Origin of the sequence: Variovorax sp. CCNWLW235 (assembly GCF_037204085.1) — a bacterium.
Classification (GTDB): Bacteria; Pseudomonadota; Gammaproteobacteria; order Burkholderiales; family Burkholderiaceae_C; genus Variovorax.
This window is the reverse complement of the sequence record NZ_JBBCBW010000014.1, coordinates 68,671-88,371: the sequence shown is the minus strand read 5'-3', so window position 1 is coordinate 88,371 and position 19,701 is coordinate 68,671. Positions and strand designations below refer to the sequence as shown.

20 protein-coding genes are annotated in these 19,701 nt (G+C 67.1%); 10 read left to right on the top strand and 10 right to left on the bottom strand.

Annotated elements, in window-relative coordinates; translation table 11 throughout:
- Positions 1–99 precede the first annotated feature (99 nt).
- On the top strand, positions 100–1,005 hold the full coding sequence (locus V9L21_RS16720; protein WP_443305042.1) for a ZIP family metal transporter: 906 nt from the start codon (positions 100–102) through the stop codon (positions 1,003–1,005).
- A gap of 16 nt (positions 1,006–1,021) precedes the next feature.
- Complete coding sequence (locus V9L21_RS16715) at positions 1,022–1,282, top strand: hypothetical protein (RefSeq protein ID WP_337313703.1); 261 nt, start codon at positions 1,022–1,024, stop codon at positions 1,280–1,282.
- 4 nt (positions 1,283–1,286) lie between these two features.
- On the opposite strand, the gene V9L21_RS16710 is transcribed toward V9L21_RS16715, so the two are convergent.
- Genes V9L21_RS16710 through V9L21_RS16700 form a run of 3 tightly spaced genes read right to left on the bottom strand, consistent with a single transcriptional unit; the run spans position 1,287 to position 3,701 of the window.
- Entirely contained in the window at positions 1,287–1,763 is a 477-nt protein-coding gene (locus V9L21_RS16710; protein ID WP_337313701.1) for a DUF2269 family protein, read from the bottom strand.
- Positions 1,764–1,785: 22 nt separating this feature from the next.
- Positions 1,786–3,141, bottom strand: coding sequence for an SDR family oxidoreductase (locus V9L21_RS16705; RefSeq protein WP_337313700.1), 1,356 nt, complete (start codon positions 3,139–3,141; stop codon positions 1,786–1,788).
- Between the two features lie 35 nt (positions 3,142–3,176).
- Complete coding sequence (locus V9L21_RS16700; protein ID WP_337313698.1) at positions 3,177–3,701, bottom strand: hypothetical protein; 525 nt, start codon at positions 3,699–3,701, stop codon at positions 3,177–3,179.
- Positions 3,702–3,897: 196 nt separating this feature from the next.
- Between V9L21_RS16700 and V9L21_RS16695 the strand changes: the two genes are divergently transcribed.
- On the top strand, positions 3,898–4,122 hold the full coding sequence (locus V9L21_RS16695; protein WP_337313696.1) for a hypothetical protein: 225 nt from the start codon (positions 3,898–3,900) through the stop codon (positions 4,120–4,122).
- Between the two features lie 30 nt (positions 4,123–4,152).
- Here V9L21_RS16695 and V9L21_RS16690 read toward each other — a convergent pair whose 3' ends face one another.
- Both V9L21_RS16690 and V9L21_RS16685 read right to left on the bottom strand, forming a co-directional pair.
- A complete protein-coding gene (locus V9L21_RS16690; protein ID WP_337313694.1) occupies positions 4,153–4,593 on the bottom strand; it encodes a helix-turn-helix transcriptional regulator in 441 nt (146 codons plus the stop codon).
- A gap of 219 nt (positions 4,594–4,812) precedes the next feature.
- On the bottom strand, positions 4,813–5,535 hold the full coding sequence (locus tag V9L21_RS16685) for a Crp/Fnr family transcriptional regulator (RefSeq protein ID WP_337313692.1): 723 nt from the start codon (positions 5,533–5,535) through the stop codon (positions 4,813–4,815).
- 299 nt (positions 5,536–5,834) lie between these two features.
- Here V9L21_RS16685 and V9L21_RS16680 point away from each other — a divergent pair, with 299 nt between their 5' ends.
- The 3 genes from V9L21_RS16680 (at position 5,835) to V9L21_RS16670 (ending at position 8,781) form a co-directional block, all read left to right on the top strand.
- Positions 5,835–7,058: a YadA family autotransporter adhesin gene (locus V9L21_RS16680; protein ID WP_337313690.1), complete on the top strand. Its 1,224-nt coding sequence runs from the start codon at positions 5,835–5,837 to the stop codon at positions 7,056–7,058.
- A gap of 20 nt (positions 7,059–7,078) precedes the next feature.
- The gene (locus V9L21_RS16675) at positions 7,079–7,978 is read left to right on the top strand and encodes an OmpA family protein (RefSeq protein ID WP_337313688.1); all 900 of its coding nucleotides are present in this window, start codon (positions 7,079–7,081) and stop codon (positions 7,976–7,978) included.
- Positions 7,979–8,040: 62 nt separating this feature from the next.
- Positions 8,041–8,781 carry a response regulator transcription factor gene (locus tag V9L21_RS16670; RefSeq protein ID WP_337313686.1) on the top strand — a complete coding sequence of 247 codons (741 nt, stop codon included), beginning with the start codon at positions 8,041–8,043 and terminating at the stop codon, positions 8,779–8,781.
- On the opposite strand, the gene V9L21_RS16665 is transcribed toward V9L21_RS16670, so the two are convergent.
- The 3 genes from V9L21_RS16665 to V9L21_RS16655 are packed head-to-tail and all read right to left on the bottom strand — an operon-like array spanning position 8,745 to position 13,204.
- Positions 8,745–11,162 (bottom strand): CHASE2 domain-containing protein, encoded by a 2,418-nt coding sequence (locus V9L21_RS16665; protein WP_337313684.1) that lies wholly within the window; start codon positions 11,160–11,162, stop codon positions 8,745–8,747. The genes V9L21_RS16670 and V9L21_RS16665 overlap by 37 nt on opposite strands.
- A 3-nt stretch (positions 11,163–11,165) precedes the next feature.
- On the bottom strand, positions 11,166–12,467 hold the full coding sequence (locus tag V9L21_RS16660) for a FecR domain-containing protein (protein ID WP_337313682.1): 1,302 nt from the start codon (positions 12,465–12,467) through the stop codon (positions 11,166–11,168).
- Positions 12,458–13,204, bottom strand: a complete 747-nt coding sequence (locus V9L21_RS16655; protein WP_337313680.1) for a response regulator transcription factor — start codon at positions 13,202–13,204, stop codon at positions 12,458–12,460. Before V9L21_RS16655 ends, V9L21_RS16660 begins: the two co-directional genes overlap by 10 nt.
- 167 nt (positions 13,205–13,371) lie before the next feature.
- Between V9L21_RS16655 and V9L21_RS16650 the strand changes: the two genes are divergently transcribed.
- Positions 13,372–14,241 (top strand): OmpA family protein, encoded by an 870-nt coding sequence (locus V9L21_RS16650; RefSeq protein ID WP_337313678.1) that lies wholly within the window; start codon positions 13,372–13,374, stop codon positions 14,239–14,241.
- Positions 14,242–14,255: 14 nt separating this feature from the next.
- Here V9L21_RS16650 and V9L21_RS16645 read toward each other — a convergent pair whose 3' ends face one another.
- Positions 14,256–14,423, bottom strand: a complete 168-nt coding sequence (locus V9L21_RS16645) for a hypothetical protein (protein ID WP_337313676.1) — start codon at positions 14,421–14,423, stop codon at positions 14,256–14,258.
- Between the two features lie 190 nt (positions 14,424–14,613).
- Complete coding sequence (locus tag V9L21_RS16640) at positions 14,614–15,549, bottom strand: LysR substrate-binding domain-containing protein (protein WP_337313674.1); 936 nt, start codon at positions 15,547–15,549, stop codon at positions 14,614–14,616.
- A gap of 135 nt (positions 15,550–15,684) precedes the next feature.
- Between V9L21_RS16640 and V9L21_RS16635 the strand changes: the two genes are divergently transcribed.
- The 3 genes from V9L21_RS16635 to V9L21_RS16625 are packed head-to-tail and all read left to right on the top strand — an operon-like array spanning position 15,685 to position 19,688.
- Complete coding sequence (locus tag V9L21_RS16635; protein ID WP_337313673.1) at positions 15,685–16,680, top strand: tripartite tricarboxylate transporter substrate binding protein; 996 nt, start codon at positions 15,685–15,687, stop codon at positions 16,678–16,680.
- The gene (locus V9L21_RS16630) at positions 16,680–18,203 is read left to right on the top strand and encodes a UxaA family hydrolase (RefSeq protein ID WP_337313671.1); all 1,524 of its coding nucleotides are present in this window, start codon (positions 16,680–16,682) and stop codon (positions 18,201–18,203) included. Before V9L21_RS16635 ends, V9L21_RS16630 begins: the two co-directional genes overlap by 1 nt.
- A 15-nt stretch (positions 18,204–18,218) precedes the next feature.
- Positions 18,219–19,688 carry an NAD-dependent succinate-semialdehyde dehydrogenase gene (locus tag V9L21_RS16625; RefSeq protein WP_337313670.1) on the top strand — a complete coding sequence of 490 codons (1,470 nt, stop codon included), beginning with the start codon at positions 18,219–18,221 and terminating at the stop codon, positions 19,686–19,688.
- The last annotated feature ends 13 nt before the right edge of the window (positions 19,689–19,701 follow it).

The window sequence follows — 19,701 nt, the reverse complement described above, 5'->3', positions numbered from 1 at the left end:
TGAACACACCGGCTCGACAACCATTTTCCCCGTGGGTGCGAGTTTGGCGGCGGCCATGGTGGTCGCCGCCTTTTTTGCGGGCGTATCGCTTGTTCGAAGATGACGACTCTTGATCTGCTGTTTGCGCGAGGCCCCAGGATGCGGCCCGTGCGCCGGGTGCTTGGTTTCTGCATCGTCGCACTGGGACTGGGCCTCCTGGCCTTCGAGGCGGCCGAGGCGATCTTGCGCGGCGATGCACGGGTGCGCGGCGCCTTGCTGGGCGGCAGCCTGGCAGCACTGGCCACCGCGCTGGGCACGCTGCCCGTGGCTCTTTCACAGCAGTTCTCTCAGCGCAGCTGCGACACCATGCTGGGCTTTGGCGCCGGCGTGATGCTTGCCGCCACTTCGTTCTCGCTGGTGATACCGGGCCTGGAGGCCGCACGCGCCCAGGGGGCCGGCGCCTGGGCCGCCGGAGGCATCGTGGGCGGAGGCGTGCTGCTCGGCGCGGCGCTGCTGCTGGCCATCGACCGCATGGTTCCCCATGAGCATTTCGTGAAGGGCCTCGAAGGGCCCAAGGCCATGAAGCTGAAGCGGGTGTGGCTCTTCGTGCTGGCCATTGCGCTGCACAACCTGCCCGAAGGCCTGGCGATCGGCGTCGCTTTCGCGGGCGCAGACCCTGTGGCGGCCACCGCGCTGGCCACGGGCATCTCGATCCAGGACGTGCCCGAAGGCATGGTGGTGGCGCTTGCGCTGCGCGGCGTCGGCTACGGGCGTTTCATGTCGGTAGGCCTCGGCGTGGCTTCAGGCCTGGTGGAGCCGGCCATGGCCGTGTTGGGCGCCACGGTGGTCACGCTGACCGCCAGCCTGCTGCCCTGGGGCCTTGCCCTCGCAGCGGGCGCCATGCTGTTCGTCATCAGCCACGAGATCATTCCGGAGTCGCACCGCCAGGGACACGAGGCCTTTGCCACGGGCGGCCTGATGGTCGGCTTTGTGCTGATGATGGTGCTCGACACGGCACTGGGGTAAAGAAAGGGCACGCCATATGACTGCACTGGACCTTTTGAACCTGGACGTGCTCCTTGCGCGCAGCGTGCTTCTGCGCGCCGACTACCTGCAGGCGCAAAGCCGGATCACCGAGGCGCTTGCCAAGGGGAACGGCGACCCGGGCCGCGGACCGGGCGACAGGGACTTCGAGGAACTGGCTCTTGCGATGAGCCGCTCGCTCTCGGCCGACGCACGCTATCTCTGCACTCTTTCGTTCATGGTGCGCGGCATCATCGAGCGCGCAAAAGCCATGGCCTGACCGCTCAGGCGCCGCCGAGCGCGGGCTTGCCGATCATGAGCCAGAACAGCGCAAGAAAGAGAAAGAAGGCCGGCACGCCCAGTGCCACCCACCACTTGAAGAGAAGCCAGTAGCGCGGCGGCAGCGGCCTATTGCCCTCGGCCGCTTGCGCCGCCAGGTCTCGCAGCCGCATCTGCAGCCAGACGACCGGCAGCCAGCACGCGATGGCCAGTGCGTAGCAGGCCAGCGAGGCCGCAAGCCATGGCGTGGAGAGCGGCATGCCCATGCGATGCACCAGCCACAGGCCCGTGGCCGGCTGCAGCACGGCAGTGGTTGCGGTGAAGAGCCAGTCGGCACGCACCACCATGCGCGAGACGACTGCTATGGCCCGCACGTCGCCCGACAAAGTGGTGGCCAGCAGGTAGAAGGCCGAGCCGATGCCGGTACCGAACAGCAGGGTCGACGAGATCACGTGCACGTACTTCAAGACAAGGTATTCCATGGTGCGGCTTTCAAGGAGGCTTTCAAGAAGGCGTTCGAGGCGGCTTGGGTGCAGCATGCGTGCCGCGGCGGTGCGTGGGCGGCTCCATGGCCCAGAGCAGGCCGATGGCCGCGCACATCGGCAGGTTCTTGGAGAGCGGGCCGAAGGGATGCAGCCAGAACTCCGGCATGGCCCATGTGATGGCCGCCGTGTAGAAGGCGATCAGCGCCAGCTGCAGCGGCCACAGCACGCGGCTGCGCCACGCGGCGGGCAGCGCGAGCGTGCCGATGCCCAGGGCCAGGTCGAACACCGCGGCGCCATTGAGCAGCAGCTCGGCCCACGCGGCGCTCGCACCCACGCGCGCCAGCAGCGCCAGGCTCTGGTCGCGCGGATAGAGCCCGATGGAGACGACGAAGGTCCAGATCCACACCAGCGCAACGGACCAGCGCAGCAGCGGCAGCATCCATTGCAGCCACGCGGCGCGGCGCAGCGCCGGCACGCCATGGGCGGGGATGAAAGCCCGGTGCGAGCGCGGCGCTCGCCCGAGCCAGCCCACCAGGTCCGCGGCGGGCGCGGCATTGCCCTGCAGCAGCATGCCCGCGGTTTCGGCGTCCAGGAAGCTGCCCTTCCACCGCCCGGCCAGCATCGCGCCCCACCGGAACAGGCTCTCGGGCAGCGGCAGCACCCACGCCTCGTGCGCATAGCCGAGCTGCCGGCGCAGATCGGCCAGGTAGCTGCGCAAGCTCACCGGCTCGGGGCCCACGAAGGCGATGGTGCGGCTGCCCACGGGCCGCGCCTCGGCCAGCGCCAGTACACCGGCCACCACGTCATGCAGGTGAACCGGCTGCAGCCATTGGCGGCCACCGCCGGGCAGCAGCAGCACCGGCATGACGGCCAGCGCGGCGAAGAGATTCGCGCTCGCCCCCTCGTCGCCCCACACCAGCGAAGGCTGCACGATGGCCGACGCCACCTGGCAGCGCCGCAGGTGCCTGTCTGCGGCGCCCTTGCTGCGGTAATAGCCACTGGCCCCGGCGGGCGTTGCGCCCAAGGCCGAGACCTGGATCACCAGCGCAACGCCCACCGCGGCGCAGGCATCGAAAAGCTGTACCGGCCCCAGGTGATGAACGGCATCGAACTCGCCGGCGCGGCGCTCGCGCAGCATGCCGGCCGCGTTGATGACCACGTCTCCCGGGCGCAGGTGTTCCGTCCAGAACGAAGCGGGGGGAACCTCCGCCAGGTCTGCGGAGATCCATTGCGCATGGGTTTGCGGCCAGCCGGCCTCCGCGCGTGCCTTGTCCGCGTCGCGCGCGGTGCACAGCAGGTCGGCCCCGCGGTGCGCGAAGGCTTGGGCGAATGCGCGCCCGAGAAAGCCGGATGCGCCGACGATCACTACCCTCACTGTTCGCCCTTCCCCATGCCTCGGCCAGCCGGGCCTCACCGCGTGCGCTCGCGGTTCGCCACCGCGCAGCCGAGCGCCAGGCCAACAGCAAAGCTGGCGTACACCGCGGCCATGGCGCCCTTGGACAGGTGGTGCTCGAACCCGGGAGTCAACCGCCGGGGTGTGGCCAGGTAGTCGACTGCGCATGCAGTGGCCGCGGCAATGCCGGCGCTCCCCAGCGCGGCCGGCGCCGATTGCGCGGGTCGCCGGTTGGCATGAAGCCACGCATAGAGAACCGCCCAGAAGGTGGCCGAGCCGTGGTGAATGGCATAGCCGAGCACCGTATGCCGCAATGACGGCGACCTGCGGAACAAGGCTTCGCGGTCCCACACCCAATGGCTGGTGGCATTGGTGGTTGCAGCGGAACTGCCGGTCTCGTAGCGCCCCAAGATCGCCAGCGCAACGCTCGACGCCACGCTGGCGAACGCGCCCGCGATCAGGCCGGTCTTTATGGCCGATTTCGCACGGCTTCCGGTCGCCGCGTCCGTGGCCGAAGAATTTGTCCTTGCGCTGCTTTGCATGCCCGAATCTTTGACGCCTGGTTGCTTTGCGCGAGTGCGGCACGGAGCACAAACGCGTAGGCCGGCGCCGCATTGCTGCGGCGGCGTGCGCTTTGGGCACTTCGGGCGTTTCGCGACAGGGGTGCGCGCCGCTGTCCGACACCCCTGGCCCGCGAGCCGATGCAGCGTTGTCTCACTGCACTGAAAGGTGATCGAGATGAAGGCTCAACAAGCGAGAAGTGACGAGCGCGACAACAAACGGGTTTTTCGGTGGGGCGTGGGCGCGGCCATCGTGGTGTTTCTGCTGGCACTGCTCTACAACCTGCTGACTCAGACGCGGGAAGAAGGCCCGGTGAAGCCGGACACCCCGACGCAGAGTGCGCCGCAGACCACGGCGCCGTCGACTACTGCCCCGGCCGCGCCGGCTGCGCCGTCGAAATAGGCGCGCATTGGTATCGCGCGGCGGCCTGCGTCAGGAAGACGCGTTCCAGCTGAGAAGGCCCTTTTGCGTGGCCTCGCAAACTGCTTGCGTGCGCGTCTTGACGGCCAGCTTGCAGTAGATGCTCTTGAGCTGGGCGCCGATGGTGTGGGCCGAGCGGTGGCTCTCTTCTGCAATCTGCCGGTTGGTCTTTCCCTGCGCGATCAGCCGCAGCACGTTCAGCTCGCGGGGGGTCAGCGGCCCTTTGGGCGCGATGCGCTCGGTGTGCAGCAACTTGTCTGCACGCTGCGCGTCGGCGGTAAACAGCTTGGCTTCGGGGTGCGCGGCAATGCCGTCGAGGATGCGGCGTGCGATCTGCGATGCCGACAGCGAGTCGCCGAGCTCGATCGAGCGCATCAGAAAGGCCAGGTCTGTTGCGTTTGCCTGCGTGAAGAGGTGCCGCACAACCCCTGCGGCGGCCGTGGCGGCGCTCATCGGCCGGCCGCCGGCAACAGTGGGCTCGAGCGGCTCGTGCTAGCCGGGTTCGGGAACATGGATCTGAAGACCTTCACGTTGCAAGCTCCGCGCGTTGATGAAACCCGATGCTATGGAAAACACCTCTTGCGCGCACGCGCTTTCGAAGTGCCGATGTGTGTCTGTTCACATCTGGCAGAGGGAAACCGGCCCGTATCCCCTGCGGATGGGCTCCAGGCTTCAATCGTTGGAAGATTCAGGGTCCGATGCAGCGGCCGGGTGCCCGCAGCCGCCGTGCTCGTCCGGCAGCGGTTCGAAGTCTGTTGCGGCAAAGTCCGAAGACACGTGCAACCCGTGCTCGTCGCGGCGCACCAGGCCGCGGTCTTCCATGTTGCGCATGGCCTTGTTGACCACCTCGCGCGAAAGCCCCGCATACGATGCGATCACCGCCTGCGTGATGCGCTTGTCGTAGCCGCCGGTGGTGGAAGGCGCCAGCTGGCTCAGTTGATGCAGCACGCGGCCGACCAGGTCTTCGGAGGGCAGCGACGAAATTCGCCGGAGCTGGCCGCGCATTGCGCTCAGGCGCTTCATGGCCAGCTCGAGCAGCTTCAATGAAATTTCCGGATGCAGCGCGCACAGCCTGCGCATCTCCGAAACCGGGATCAGGTACACCGACGAAGGAAGCGCAGCGACCAGCGACTGTGCCACCTGGTAGCGGTCTTCGCTGAAAGAAGAGCCGAAGAAGAAATCGTCCTGCCGGATGAATTCGGTGGTGACATCGTCGCTGGTGCTGCCATGCGCCACCACGCGCAGCAGCCCGCCTGCCACGCAATAGATGCAGTCGGTCCACTCGTCGGCGGCGAGCACGGTTTCATTGCGCCGGTAGGAGCGCAGTTCGGTGGCCTGGACCAATGCCGCGCGCTCCGCCTGCGGCAGACCGGCGACCAGCGTATGCAGATACATGCCCGGATGGTGCCCGAGAGAGCCGCCCGCGCGGTACCCATGAATTGGGGATGCCGGAAGAATTGCAATCCGGGCATGGCCCCGGCCATCTGTTTCCGAACTGCCGCTCGAGCGAAATGTGAACTAAGTCAGCCTTTTCATCGCCTTTCGCGGTCAATTCTCAGGAATTGTCACGGCCCGGATTTTCCCTTGCCTATCTCTCCAATCATCGCGCTCCTCACAGGGAGCCCGGGCTTCGGACGGCAGCGAATGCAGCACATGCGCGCCGCCAAAGCCTATTGAAAAAATGGAGAGAGATCATGAATGCATGGTTGAAGGGAGGCGCATGCGCCGTTGCATTGCTCAGCAGCGCAGCCGCGGTGCAAGCGCAGGTCAAGATCGGCAATAACCCGCTAGGCATCAATCCTGGCTCAGTGCTCGAAGTCGAAAGCCCGGACCGCGGGGTGCTGATTCCGCGTATTCCCGTGGCCGACCGCAACACGTGGGGCCTGAACGGCGGCGTTCCCGTCGAGGGGATGATGATCTACAACAGCCTGGCCACGGGGGGTGCGAACGGGCTGCAGGAAGGCCTGTCGGTCTGGAAGAACGGGCAGTGGATCAGCGTGGACGAAACGCCGTACATGCACATCAATTCCACAGCCGTCGGCAATTCGACCTTGTCGAACTCGGGCGCCACCGGTGCCAATGCGATTGCCATCGGCCCCAATGCCCTCGCCTCGGGCGCCGGCAGCCTGGCCGTAGGCACCGGCGCCACCGCGGCGGCCGCCAATGCCGTGGCCGTTGGAACAGGCGCCAGCGTCACGCAGGCCGGCGGCGTTGCGCTGGGCTCCGGTTCCGTGGCCTCGACGGCGGCCGGTGTGGCGGGCTACGTGCCGCCCACCGCCACGGCGGCGCAGGCGGTGGCCATCGGTGCCACCACCAGCACGCTTGCAGCGGTATCCGTGGGCGACGCGGCCAACGGGCAGTTCCGCCAGATCACCGGCGTGGCCGCGGGCTCGGCCGACAGCGACGCGGTGAATGTCTCGCAGCTCAGGGGCGTTCAGGCGACGGTTTCGAACATCGACCAGACCGCGGTCAAGTACGACGCCAACCCGGACGGCTCCCCCAACTACAACAGCGTGACGCTGGGCGGCGGCAGCGCGACCGGCCCGGTCGCCTTGCACAACGTGGCACCGGGCGTTGCCGGTACGGATGCGGTCAACGTCAACCAGCTGAACAGCGGCATTGCCGGCGCCAACGCATACACCGATGCACGCGCCAGCCAGCTCAACAGCCGGATGGACGGCATCGCGCGCAACGCCTATGCGGGCATTGCCTCCGCCATGGCGGTGCAGATGCCGGCGAGCTACGTACCGGGAAAGACAGTGATGCGCATCGGCGCGGGCGTCTTCAAGGGCGAAAGCGCGGTGGGCGTGAGTTTTCGCCGCACGGCGGACAACAACGCCTGGAGCCTGACGGGCGGCGTGGGGGTGAGCCGCGCCGGCGCGGCCGCCACGGTGGGCGTCGAGTGGGTGTTCAACTGATCAAAGGGAGTGCTTCCATCATGAAAAATCAAATGAACTCCTTCTGCGCACGGGCGCTTCCGCTCGCAATGGCTGCATGCCTGGCCTTTGCGCTTGGCGGCTGCGCCAGCCCCAGCCACACCATTTCTCCCAAAGCGCAGGCGAATGCGGCCCGCGAAAATCCGCCGGCCCCCAAGGACGAGGATTTTCCGGCGCTGGACTCGGCCAAGTGGTCGCAGGGCACGTTCCCGAGCATCGAGGCGCTGCGCGCAATGCGCACCGGCATGGGCAAGGACCAGGTCCGCGAGCTCTTGAGCTGGCCGCATTTCAGCGAAGGCCTCGGCGGCGTGCGCGAGTGGAACTACATCTTTCATTTCCGCACCGGCAAGGGGGCCGAATACGTCACCTGCCAGTACATGGTGCGCTTCAACAAGGACGTGCTGACCCACGGCATGTACTGGAAGGGCCCCAACTGCGCCGGGTTGCTGAACCCTCCTGCGGCCGCCATGGTTCCCGCCGTGGTGCCCGCGCCCGCGCCGGTACCGGTGCCGAGCCCGGCGGCAAGACACATGAGCCTGGGTGCCGATGGCTTGTTCCGCTTCGACGGGAGTGGCCTGAACGACATACTGCCCCAAGGGCGAAGCAAGGTGGAAGCGCTCGCCGCCGACATCAAGCGGAACTTCAAGGCACTGAAATCGCTGCAGATCACGGCCCACACCGATCGCCTGGGTTCGGACGCCTACAACCAGGGCCTCTCGATGGCGCGCGCGCGCACCATCCGTGAGCTCCTGGTGCAGCAGGGCATCGACCGCGGCGCCATCGGGGTCGCGGGCATGGGCGAACGGGAGCCGGTGGTGGACTGCCCGGGCCTTCGCTCCACGCCGGCACTCATCGGCTGCCTGCAACCGAACCGCCGCTTCAACATCGAAATCTCGGAATGACCGGGAAGCCGTCGGAAGGCCGGCAGCGGTGCTTTCGACGGCATTTGGACTGAACGCAACGAATGACGACCGAAACGGAACACGCCTTGTCCGTGGCTCTTCTGGATACACAGGCAGAGCGCAGAACGACCTTGGAGGACAAGCTGGTTCTGCTGGGCCACCAGCCCATCGTGTTCGCCGATGTGTCGGAGCTGCTGATCACGCTGTGCATCGGACAGCGCTTCGACCTGTTGCTGCTGACGCTGCATGACCAGAAGCTGCACAGGAGCCTGTCCGAGGTATGCAAGCGGCTGCGCATCCCGACGCTCCTGATGGTCGAAGACGCCCAGTGGGGCGCCCTCGCGCCCCGGAGCGAAGACTCATCCTGGGACGACGCCATCGATTTCGATGTACTGGAAACACGAATCCAGGAGCTGGACTGGCGGATCCGCTCGCTCTTCAAGGGAGGGCACGCGCCCGCGCAGCTGCCTTGGCTGGAAAGCGAAATGACCTGGGGCGACTACAAGTTCACGCCCGACTCCACCACCGTGCGGTACCGCGGCCGCGACATCCATCTCACGCAACTCGAACTGGCCTTCGCGGTCGAACTGTTCCGCAATATCGGACGCGTCCTGACGCGAGACTGGCTGCTGAAGAAGCTCTGGACAAACAAGCCCCGGCTGGATGGAACCCGCACAGTGGACGTCTGCGCAACGAAGGTGCGCAAGAAGCTCGATCTGCGTTACGAAAACGGGTTCGTGCTGCGCGGCATCTACCGGCAGGGCTATCAGCTCGTCTCTGTCTCCCCGTCCACCGGCAGATAGAGCGGCAGGTTGAGCACGAACGTCGTGCCTGCGCCCGGTACGCTGAAGCCCTCGAGCATGCCGCCGTGCCGCTCGGCCACCGCACGCACGATGGCAAGGCCGATGCCATGCGACCGGCCGACTGCATGGGCGCGGGAATCGCCTTCGTCGCCGCCCCGGCCGGCGGGCCCCGGAGATCGGGCGCCCGGGTTTTCAGCACGCCCCGATTGCCCCGGCCTCAGCAGTTCCTGCATCTGCCCGGGGTCCATGCCCTCCCCTTCGTCGCGCACCGCCACATGCACGCGGCCGGGTTCCGCATCGGCGCTTACGCGCAGTTCGATGGCGCGGCCGGCCGCACTGTGGCGAATGGCATTGCGCAGCAGGTTGACGATGGCTCGCGTCAGCAGCGCGGCGTCGGCCCACAGCATCGCGTCCTCGGCTTCCAGCCGAGACGAAAGAACGATGCCGCGCGACCGTGCATGGGCCCACACCTGGTCCATGGCGTCGAGCACCACGGCACCGGCCGGCACCTCGGCAAAGCGATAGGTATGCAGGCGCGCCTGCATCAGGTCGACCAGCCCGTCCGCCAGGGCCAGGGAGCGTTCGGCCTCGCGGCGCACGTTCTGCACCAGTTGCCTGGCGTCCATCCCGTGGGCACCATCCGCATGCAGGTCGAGCAAGCCGAGGATGTTGATCTGCGGGGTTCGCATGTCGTGCGACATGAAGCTCAGCCATTGCTGGCGGTCGCGCTCGGCGCGGCGCTCGCTCGTCAGATCGCGCAGCACCACCATCCAGCTCGTCGTTGCGCCGCGAACATCGGTCAGCGGTGCGGCACGGGCACGAAACACCTGCCCGTGCACGGTCGTGTACTCCCTGTCGACGTCGACCGACCAGTGCACGGCTGCACTGGACGCGACCTGCGGCTCGCGGCCTTCGCATTGCGACAAGACGGAAAGCACAGCGCGGCCATTCAACGGGTCTTTTCTTGAACCGCCGCCCGGTACATCGGGAACCAGGAGCGAACGCGCAGCGACGTTGCTTTGCGTGATGGTGCCGTCTTCGGCGCAGACCAGCAGTGCCACCGGCAGCTGCCGAAAGCCCTTGGCGAGCAAGGCCTGCATCTGGCTGAGGCGGTCGATGGCACCGTCGAGCGCCAGCGTCTGGGCTTCGACGCTGTCCCATGCCGTTCTGGACACGCGGCGCTCAGGCTCGAAGACGCTCGCAGGCACAGCGTTGAGCGCGGCCACGCGAGCCCCGAAGAATGCGAACAGCGCATCCAGCCGGCGCCAGCTCCACAGGAAATACGCCAGAGCAATACCGAGCAAGGGCGCCGTGGGCGGCAGCCACAGGTGCTGGCGCGAGAGAACGACCAGGCACAGCGCCAGGCAGCTTGCCGCCAGGATGACCGCGACGGCCCACCCGCTGCGCGCCACCCACAGGAACAGCACCAGGGCAAGGAGCACCGGCACCGAGATCCACAACACGAGCAGCGGTCCACCCGCAAAGCTCACAGCGCGGCCGTTGCGCAGCGCATCGATGGCGTTGGCATGCACTTCGATGCCCGAGAGCTGCGTCATCGGGCCGGCACCGGCCACCGGCACTCCCTCGCCCAGGTTGGAGCTAGCAATGGCGCCGACGAGCACCAGCTTGCCGCGCAGCAGCTCGGGAGGCACCTCGCCTTTCAGCACGCTGATGTAAGGCACGGTGCGCCATGTTCCCGCCCGGCCCGCGAACGGCACACCGAATGCGTCCTGCCGCCCGTTGCCTTTCGCGCCCCGCGGCTGCGGGCCGGCACCAGGCAATTGCTGCGGGCCTGCCACCGAGGAGCCGCGCAAGCTGCCTGCCACCTTGACGCCGACATAGGCCTGCACCGCATCCGGCGAGCCCTCGAACATGAACATTCGCCGTGCGACGCCGTCGGCGTCGGTGGCCATGACCGCGTGGCCCGTGGCCCGCACGTTCCGGGCGAACATGCCGAGCGGTTCGCGAAAGCCGCCGGCTTCGCCCGGCAAGCCGTCTTCGGCGGCGACGTAGCGCAGCGGAAGATAAGCCGGCACCTTTGCGAGCGCCTCGGCCAGCAAGCGGTCGTCCTCCGGCACCGGCGAGGCCTGGTCCAGGAACAGGTCGAGCAGCACGGCGGCCGGCTCGTGCGGCGCCAACTGCTCGAGGAGCCGGGCGTGCACGCTGCGAGACCAGGGCCATGGCCCGAGTGTCTTGAGGCTGCGTTCGTCGATGCCCACGATCAGGACGTCGAGCGAGGGCTCCGGCTGCCGCGCGCTCATGGCCCAGTCGTACAACGTCAGGTCGGCCTGCACCAGGCTGGGCGAGCGCTGCAGCCATACCAGTGCCGGCGGCAGCACCAGCGCCATGAGGAGCCATTCGGCAAAGAAGCGGCGCCGCACGGCTCAGCGACCGGCGACCGGCGGGGCAGGCACTTCGAAGCTGCCTTCATGAACACTGGCGGCCTCGCCCTCCGCCGCGCCCAGTGCGCGGCTGCGCCAATGGTATGTGCCGGGCACGTCGAAGGGGCCGACGATCACTCCGCCTGCAGAAGCAACCCGAATGTTCGCGAGCACCGGAATGAAGGCGGGCGTGCGCGCCAGCTCGAACACGTATTGCTGATGCCCACGCGCAGGCCAGCGGATTTCATAGCGGCCATCTTCCATGCGCCGGCTATCGGCGGGCGGCGCGCTGCCGCGCACGTAGACGATGCTCTCGCCCGGCATGCCTTCGATCTGCTGCGCGTCCAGGGCTGTCAGCCGCAAGTGATAGAAGCCCGCATCGATGTCGCTCGGCAACGCGAAGCCGCCTTCTTTGGACAACGCGTCATGCACGACATGCAGGAAGCGGTCGTCACCCGCCAATTGCATGCGATAGGCCTGCGCCTGCGCCACGGGCAACGCGAGTACGCCCCGGGCTTGGCCCTGCGCGCGTTGCGGCGGCGGCGCCAAGGTTCTTGCCTCGAACGCCCCTGTGCCTTCGAGCACGGCGCCGCGGCCGGCTTCCAGCATGAGCACCTGCCGCTCGTCGTTCGAAACGGACACCGAACCCTCGATCACTTCCGCCGTTGCGGCACCGTCCTCGTCGCGTGCACGGAAATGCGTGCCGCGCACGCTCAGCCCCACGCGGCGATTGCGGATCTCGAATTCCCGGCCGTGCTGCTTTTCGACATAGGCCTCGATCCGTCCGCCAAGCAGCTGCAGGCGGGTTGCCTGGTCGTCGGCCGCCAGCACCCGCATCGCACTGCTCGAGGGCATGACCAGGCGGCTCCCACCGGCCGTTCCGAGGCAGAGAAACGCTTCCTTGTCCGTGATCAGGACGTCGCCAGCTTCCACCGCAACGCCGATCGCCAGCGGGCTCGGCTCCGCGTTGCCGCGCTTCAGCCATGCCGTGCCCACGAGTTCCACCACGGCGGCGACCGAGCCGCTGCCCGGCATGGCGGGCGCGCGCGGCGCTGCGGTCTTGCGCGCGGCCGGGCTTGCCTGCGGCGCATTGCTCAGCTGCAACACGCGCCCCGCCTGCAGCCGGCGCGGAATCGGCACTGCATTCTTGCGCTGCAATTCGGGCCACCTCAACGGCGACTGCATGTGCTGCCTCGATATGTCCCACAGCGTCTCGCCGGGCCGGACGACGTGCGTGCCTTGCGCCTGCACCGCGCCCACGCACACCACCGACGCGGCCAGCGCAGCCAGCCGCCTCACGCCCATGCGGCGGCCTCGGGCCGCCCGTCGTGCACCAGCTCCAGGCGGTAGCCCAGCCCGTACACGGTCTGCAGCCGCAGCCCCCTCGCCGCATTCAGCCCGAGCTTGGTACGCAGCCGGTAGATGTGGGTGTCGATGGCACGGGTGGGCGCCTCGCCGTGGTGGCGGGTGCATTCGAGCAGGTAGGCGCGGGAGACCGGCCTGCCCATGTTGCGGAACAGTGCGAGCGCCAGGCGAAACTCGCTGTCGGTCAGCAGCACGTGCTGCGCCGGCCCGGTCTCGTCGTCCTCGAGCCGCACGCTGGACAGCGCCCTGTCGAACACCCAGGCGCCGAAGCGCTCCACGGGAATGGATGCGGCCGGCTGCTGCCGCGTCATCAAACGGCGGGCTCGCGCCACCAGTTCCATCGCGCGGAATGGCTTGACCACATAGTCGTCGGCCCCGGCATCGAAAGCCCCCGCCACGTCGCGCTCCGACGAGCGCGAGCTCAGCATGAGCACGGGCACCCAGCTCTCCTGTCTTTGACGCAACCACCGCAGCAGTTCGATGCCGTCGAGATCGGGCACGTTCCAGTCGAGCACGAGCAGGTCGAAGGTTTCGCGCCACAGCGCGCGGCGCAGGTCCGCACCACGCTCGAAAGGAACGCAGACCGCCGGCTCATCGCTCGTGGAGAGCTGACGTTCGATGGTGTGAACGACGTGGCCCATCTGGGCCGGCTCATCTTCTAGAACAGCGATGCGCATTTGAATTCGAGGTCAATAAACGACTACAAGAGTTAACAGATTGTGACCTCGCCACCCCTTGATGAATGTCGCGAATCGTCGCGAAACTCGCGGTTTTGCGACATTTTCTGCATACGATCAAAGAAGCGACATCGCGCGCGGCAACCGCTCCCTTCTCTTCTGCAGCCATGACACCCTCGACCTTCCCGCCATTGCTCTCGGCGCTTGCCATGAGCTCGGTCTTGCTGCTTGCGGGCTGCGCCAGCCAGGGTGTGCCCGTGGTCTCCACGGCTTCTTCGAGCACAGCCACGGAGTTGCCCGCTCCGCCGAGGAATGAAGATTTCCCGAAGCGGGAAAACGCCGTGCGGCCGCAGGGCACCTTCCCCCGGCTCGAGGCCTTGCGCGCGATGCGCACCGGCATGGGCAAGGACCAGGTCCGCAATCTCCTGGGTTCGCCGCATTTCAGCGAAGGCGCGTTCGGCGTGCGCGAATGGAACTACATCTTTCACTTCCGCACCGGCGCGGGCCCGGAATACGTCACCTGCCAATACATGGCTCGCTTCAACCAGAACGCACAGACCAGCGGGCTGTACTGGAACGACGCCGATTGCGCGATGCTGGTCGTTCCGCCTGAGGTGAAGGCTGTTGCCGTGGTGGCCGCGCCGGCACCCACGCATCGGGTGATCCTGGACACCGACCGTCTCTTTGCCCCGGGGGGCGGATCACCGGCGGACCTGCTCCCCTCGGGCCGCGCCAAGCTCGAAGACCTGGCCATCGAAATCAAGCGCAATTTCGGTCGAATGCGTCATGTGGCCGTGAAGGGCCACACCGACCGGCTGGGTGCCAGAACGCACAAGGCCTCGCTGTCGCAGCAACGCGCCGACACCGTGCGCGGGCTGCTTGTCGAACAGGGCATCGACGGCAGGCTGGTTCGCGCAACAGGCATGCAAGACAGCGAGCCCCTGGTGCAATGCGCGAAAGCAACTGGAACCCAGGCGCTGACCGGGTGCCTGCGCCCCAACCGGCGCATGGAAATTGAAGTGGCGGGAGAGCCCTGACCCCCGGCTTGCAGCTACGTCGCGGAACTTTTCATGGCAGGAAGATCCGCTGCGGGCTTCTCGTGCGCCGCATAGGCCGGCAATGCCAGGCAGAGAACAAGCGCAAGGAACATCACGAGCACCGTTGCGACATAGGCGAGCACCGGGTGGCGTTGGGGAAAAGAGAGGAGCATGTTGAACAACCGTGAATGAGAGAACGAGTCCTGGTGCGCGCATGGGCCTCTGCCGCTTGCGCTGACCATTCGCTTGGGGAGCGAATGCTGCCAAGGGCGTGCCAATTCTCGAACGGCGGGCGAGATTTATTCAGATTCGGGGCATTGCAAGGTGTGCAAAAGCGGCGCTATTTCACACTCCAGACACTTGGGCTAACCGCTACGGCCTTGCCTTGGCCGCGCGCCGCAAGCATTCGATGAGCTGCTGCGTGCTGGGCGTGCGCCTTCGGCCGCGCATGGTGATGAGGCCGACGGGCGGCAGCTCGATAGGCACCTTGAGCGGCAGCACCAGCAGCATGCCCTGCTGCTGGAAGTGCCGCGCCACGGAGCGCGCCATGAAGGCCACGGCATCGCGTTGCTGCAGAAAGCTGACCTGCGCGAGGAACGATGCCGATTCGATGATGTCGGCCGGCGGGTGCACGCCGTCGCGAAAGAACATCTGGTCGAGCTTGACGCGCAGCGACGCCCAGGGCGGCGGCATCACGCAGCGCTCCTTGGCCAGGTCGGCCCAGTTCAACCGCCGCTTCGCAGTCAGTGCATGGCCGGGCCGCGCCACGGCGGTCATGGGCTCTGCAAGCAGGGCCTCGGTTTCGAGGTCGGGCGCCGCATAGCCGGGCTCCAGCCGGCCCACGAACAGGTCGAGCTCACCCAGGCGCAGCTTGGGAAGCAGCCGCGTGAGGTCGCCCTCTTCCACCAGCACAGTGGTTTGCGATGACCGCGTCTTGAGCATTTCGACCGCGCGGGCCATCAGCACCGGCATGGCCACCACCATGGCACCCACGCTGGTGCGGCCCGCCGCACCGCTGGCCACGGCGGCGATCTCGTCGCGCGTGCGGTCGTAGTCGGCCAGCACCGAGCGCGCAAAGCGCACCACGCTTTCGCCATAAGGCGTGGGCTCGGTGCCGCGCGTGGAGCGCTCGAACAACGCCAGGCCGAACATGCGCTCGATTTCGACCAGCGACTTGGAGACCGCCGGCTGCGTGACGGAAAGGAATTCGGCCGCACGCCCGAGGTGGCGGAACTGGTCGAGCGCCACCAGCATCTGCAGGTGGCGCAGCTTGAGGTTGGAACGCAGGACGCGGTCGATCTGGCTCATCGTGGGTGCTCGCGGGCTTTTTTACTTCATAACCTCCAGGCTATGAAGAGAGTCCGCTATTTCATTGGATTGCAATGATTGTCTACTGAAGAATGCGCCTTGATTTCTCGAAAACAAATCGTCGGAGACAACCCCATGAATTTCAATCGCTCCCTGCAGCGGCGCCAACTGGTGCTGGGCGGCCTTGGTGCCGCCGCTCTTGCCACGGCCGCCGGCCGCGCATTCGCAGCCGACTATCCGGACCGCCCCATCACCTTCATCTGCCCCTGGCCGGCCGGCGGCACGGCCGACCGTTCGATGCGCGCCATCTGCCAGATTGCGGCGCGAGAACTCGGCCAGCCCATTGCGCTGGAAAACCGCGCCGGCGCTTCGGGAATGATCGGCACCAAGGCCCTGGCCTCCGCCAAGCCCGATGGCTACACCATCGGGCAGATTCCCATCTCGGTCACGCGCTTTGCGCAGATCGGCACCGTGCAGGTCGACCCGCTGAAAGACCTGAGCTACCTGGCCCGCACCTCGGGCCAGACATTCGGCATTGCAGTGCCGGCGAGTTCGCCTTTCAAGTCGCTGCGGGACATGCTGGCGCAGGCCAAGGCCAAGCCGGGCGTGATCAGCTATGCCCACGCCGGCGTCGGCGGCGCCACCCACGTGGGCATGGAGCAGTTCGCACAGGCGGCGGGGGTCAAGTTCAACGCCATTGCCTACAAGGGCGGCTCGGCGGCGCTGCAAGACGTGCTGGGCGAACAGGTCGACATGCTGGCCGACAGCAGCTCCTGGGCCCCGCATGTCGAAAGCGGCAAGCTGCGCCTGCTTGCCACCTGGGGCGAGGCGCGCACGCCGCGCTTCAAGGACACGCCCACGCTCAAGGAGCTGGGGTTCGACGTGGTGGTGGAGGCGCCCAACGGCATTGGGGCACCGCGCGGACTGCCGCCCGCGGTGGAAAAGAAGCTGCGCGACGCTTTCCGCGTGGCCGTCAACAGCGATGAGTTCAAGAAGGTGGCCGACAGCATCGACGCCCCGGTGATGTACCAGGACGGCCCCGACTATCGGAAGTATGTCGAAGCCGTGTACCGCCAGGAGACCGACCTGATCCGCAAGCTCAATCTCAAGGAACTGATGGAGAAGGGTTGATGAACGACAGCCCCCTGCTCCGCCTGCACCCGAACGACAACGTACTGGTTGCCAAGACACCCATCGCCCTGGGCGAGACGATTGCCGAGTTCGGCGTGCGGGCGCGCGCGCAGATTCCCGCGGGGCACAAGATCGCGTCGCGCGGCATTGCGGCCGGCGAGCAGGTGAAGAAGTACGACACCGTGATCGGCGTGGCGTCGCGCAACCTGGAGGCTGGCGACTACGTGCACAGCCACAACCTCACGCTGGTCGATTCGTACCGCGACCCTGGCTTTTGCCAGGACGTGCGGCCGGTGGACTACGTGCCTGAGGCCCAGCGCGCCACCTTCATGGGCTTTGTGCGCGCCGACGGCCGCGTGGGCACGCGCAACTTCATCGGCATTCTGTCGTCGGTCAACTGCTCGGCCACGGTCATCAAGCGCATTGCGGCGCACTTCACGCCCGAGCGGCTGGCGGCGTTTCCCAATGTGGACGGCGTGGCCGCGTTTGCGCAGACCAGCGGCTGCGGCATGTCTTCGCCAAGCGAGCATTTCGACGTGCTGCGCCGCACGCTTGCCGGCTACGCGCGCCACCCCAACCTGGCCGGCGTGCTGATCGTGGGCCTGGGCTGCGAACGCAACCAGGTCGATGCGCTGGTCGACTCGCAGGGGCTCCAGCAGGGCCGGCTCATGCGCACGATGGTGATGCAGGAAGTGGGCGGCACCCGGCAGACGATCGAAGCCGGCATTCGCGCCATCGAGGAAATGCTGCCGGAGGCCAACGCGGCGCAGCGCACCCGCGTGGGCGCCAACCACCTGAAGATCGGCCTGGAGTGCGGCGGGTCGGACGGCTTCTCGGGCATCACGGCCAACCCGGCGTTGGGCGCGGCCATGGACGTGCTGGTGCGCCACGGCGGCACCGCCATCCTCTCTGAAACGCCCGAGATCCACGGCGTCGAATTCATGCTCACACGGCGCGCCGCAACGCCCGAGGTCGGTCAGAAGCTGCTCGACCGGCTGGCCTGGTGGGAGCGCTACGCGGCCGGCCAGAACGCGCAGTTCAACGGCGTGGTCGGGCACGGCAACCAGGCCGGCGGGCTGGCCAACATCTTCGAAAAATCCCTTGGCTCGGCCATGAAGGGCGGCACCACGCCGTTGCAGGCGGTGTACGAATATGCGGAGCCCATCGACAAGACCGGCTTCGTCTTCATGGATTCGCCGGGCTACGACCCGGTGGCCGTGACCGGGCAGATTGCCAGCGGCGCGCAGCTGATCTGCTTCACCACCGGGCGCGGTTCGATGTTCGGCAGCAAGCCGGCACCGACCATCAAGCTGGCCAGCAACACGCCGATGTTCAAGCGCCTGGAAGAAGACATGGACATCAACTGCGGCGTGGTGATCGACGGCGAGCTCTCGGTGCCCGAACTGGGACAACAGATCTTCGAGCAGATATTGCGCCATGCCTCCGGCGAACGCACGCGCAGCGAAGCGCTGGGCCTGGGCGACCACGAGTTCGTGCCGTGGCACCTTGGCATCGTGAGCTGAACTTCTATTTTTCAAATGCCACTTACCCTTTCTCGCCCCCAACTGCAACGCACGGCCAACTTCATCGCAGGCGAATGGTGCGACGCCGCCGGCCGCACGCTGGACGTGACCGACCCCGCCACCGGCGATCTGATTGCGCGCGTGCCAGATTCCGGCGCCGAAGCGGCGCGTGCTGCGGTCGATGCGGCGCATGCGGCCTTCCCCGCGTGGCGCCGCACGCCGGCCAAGCAGCGCGCGCAAATCCTCAAGCGCTGGAACGACCTGGTGCTTGCGCATCAGGACGACCTGGGCCGCCTGATCTCGCGCGAACAGGGCAAGCCGCTGGCCGAAGGCATTGGCGAGGTTGCCTATGCGGCAAGCTACATCGAATGGTTTGCCGAAGAGGCCACGCGCGCCAACGGCGACGTGATTCCCGCCCCTGTGCCCGGCCGGCGCATGTTCGCCATGAAAGAGCCGGTGGGCGTGGTCGCCGCCATCACACCGTGGAATTTTCCGGCCGCAATGATCGCGCGCAAGATTGCGCCGGCCCTGGCCGCGGGCTGCACCGTGGTGTGCAAGCCGGCGGAGGACACACCGCTCACATCGCTGGCGCTGGTGGCGCTTGCCGCGGAGGCCGGCGTGCCCGCGGGGGTGCTCAACATCGTGACGGCCTCGCGCGAGCGAACGCCCGAGGTGGTCGACGTGTGGCTGGACGATGCCCGGGTGCGCAAGATCACCTTCACAGGCTCCACCCCCGTCGGCAAGCACCTGGCGCGACGCTCAGCCGATACGCTGAAGAAACTGTCGCTCGAACTGGGCGGCAATGCGCCCTTCATCGTGTTCGAAGATGCCGACATCCGCGCCGCGGTCGATGGCCTCATGGCCGCCAAGTTCCGCAATGGCGGACAGACCTGCGTCTGCCCCAACCGCGTGTTCGTGCATGAAGCCGTGCACGACGAGTTCGCCGAACTGTTGGCGGCACGCGTCTCGGCCTTGCGGGTAGGCCCGGCGAGCGACCCGGGCTCGCAGATCGGCCCGATGATCAATGCGCGCGCGGTCGAAAAGATCGAGCGGCATGTGCAGGACGCCCTCGCCCGCGGTGCGCGCCTGATTGCAGGCGGCACACGGATGCCTGCATTGGGGCCGAACTACTTTGCGCCCACCGTGCTGGTGAACGCCGACGCAACGATGGCCTGCGCCTGCGAAGAAACCTTTGGCCCGGTCGTTCCCCTGACGCGCTTCGCCGACGAAGCCGACGTGGTGGCCCAGGCCAACGACACGCCTTTCGGATTGGCGGCGTACTTCTATTCGCGCGACGTGCGCCGCATCTGGCGCGTGGCCGACGCACTGGAGGCCGGCATCGTCGGCATCAACGAAGGCGCATTGGCCGCGGAGGCGGCGCCCTTCGGCGGCGTGAAGGATTCCGGCTACGGGCGCGAAGGCTCCGTGCATGGGCTGGACGACTACATGCACACCAAGTACGTATGCCAGGGCCAGCTGGACTGAGCTTGCTTCACAC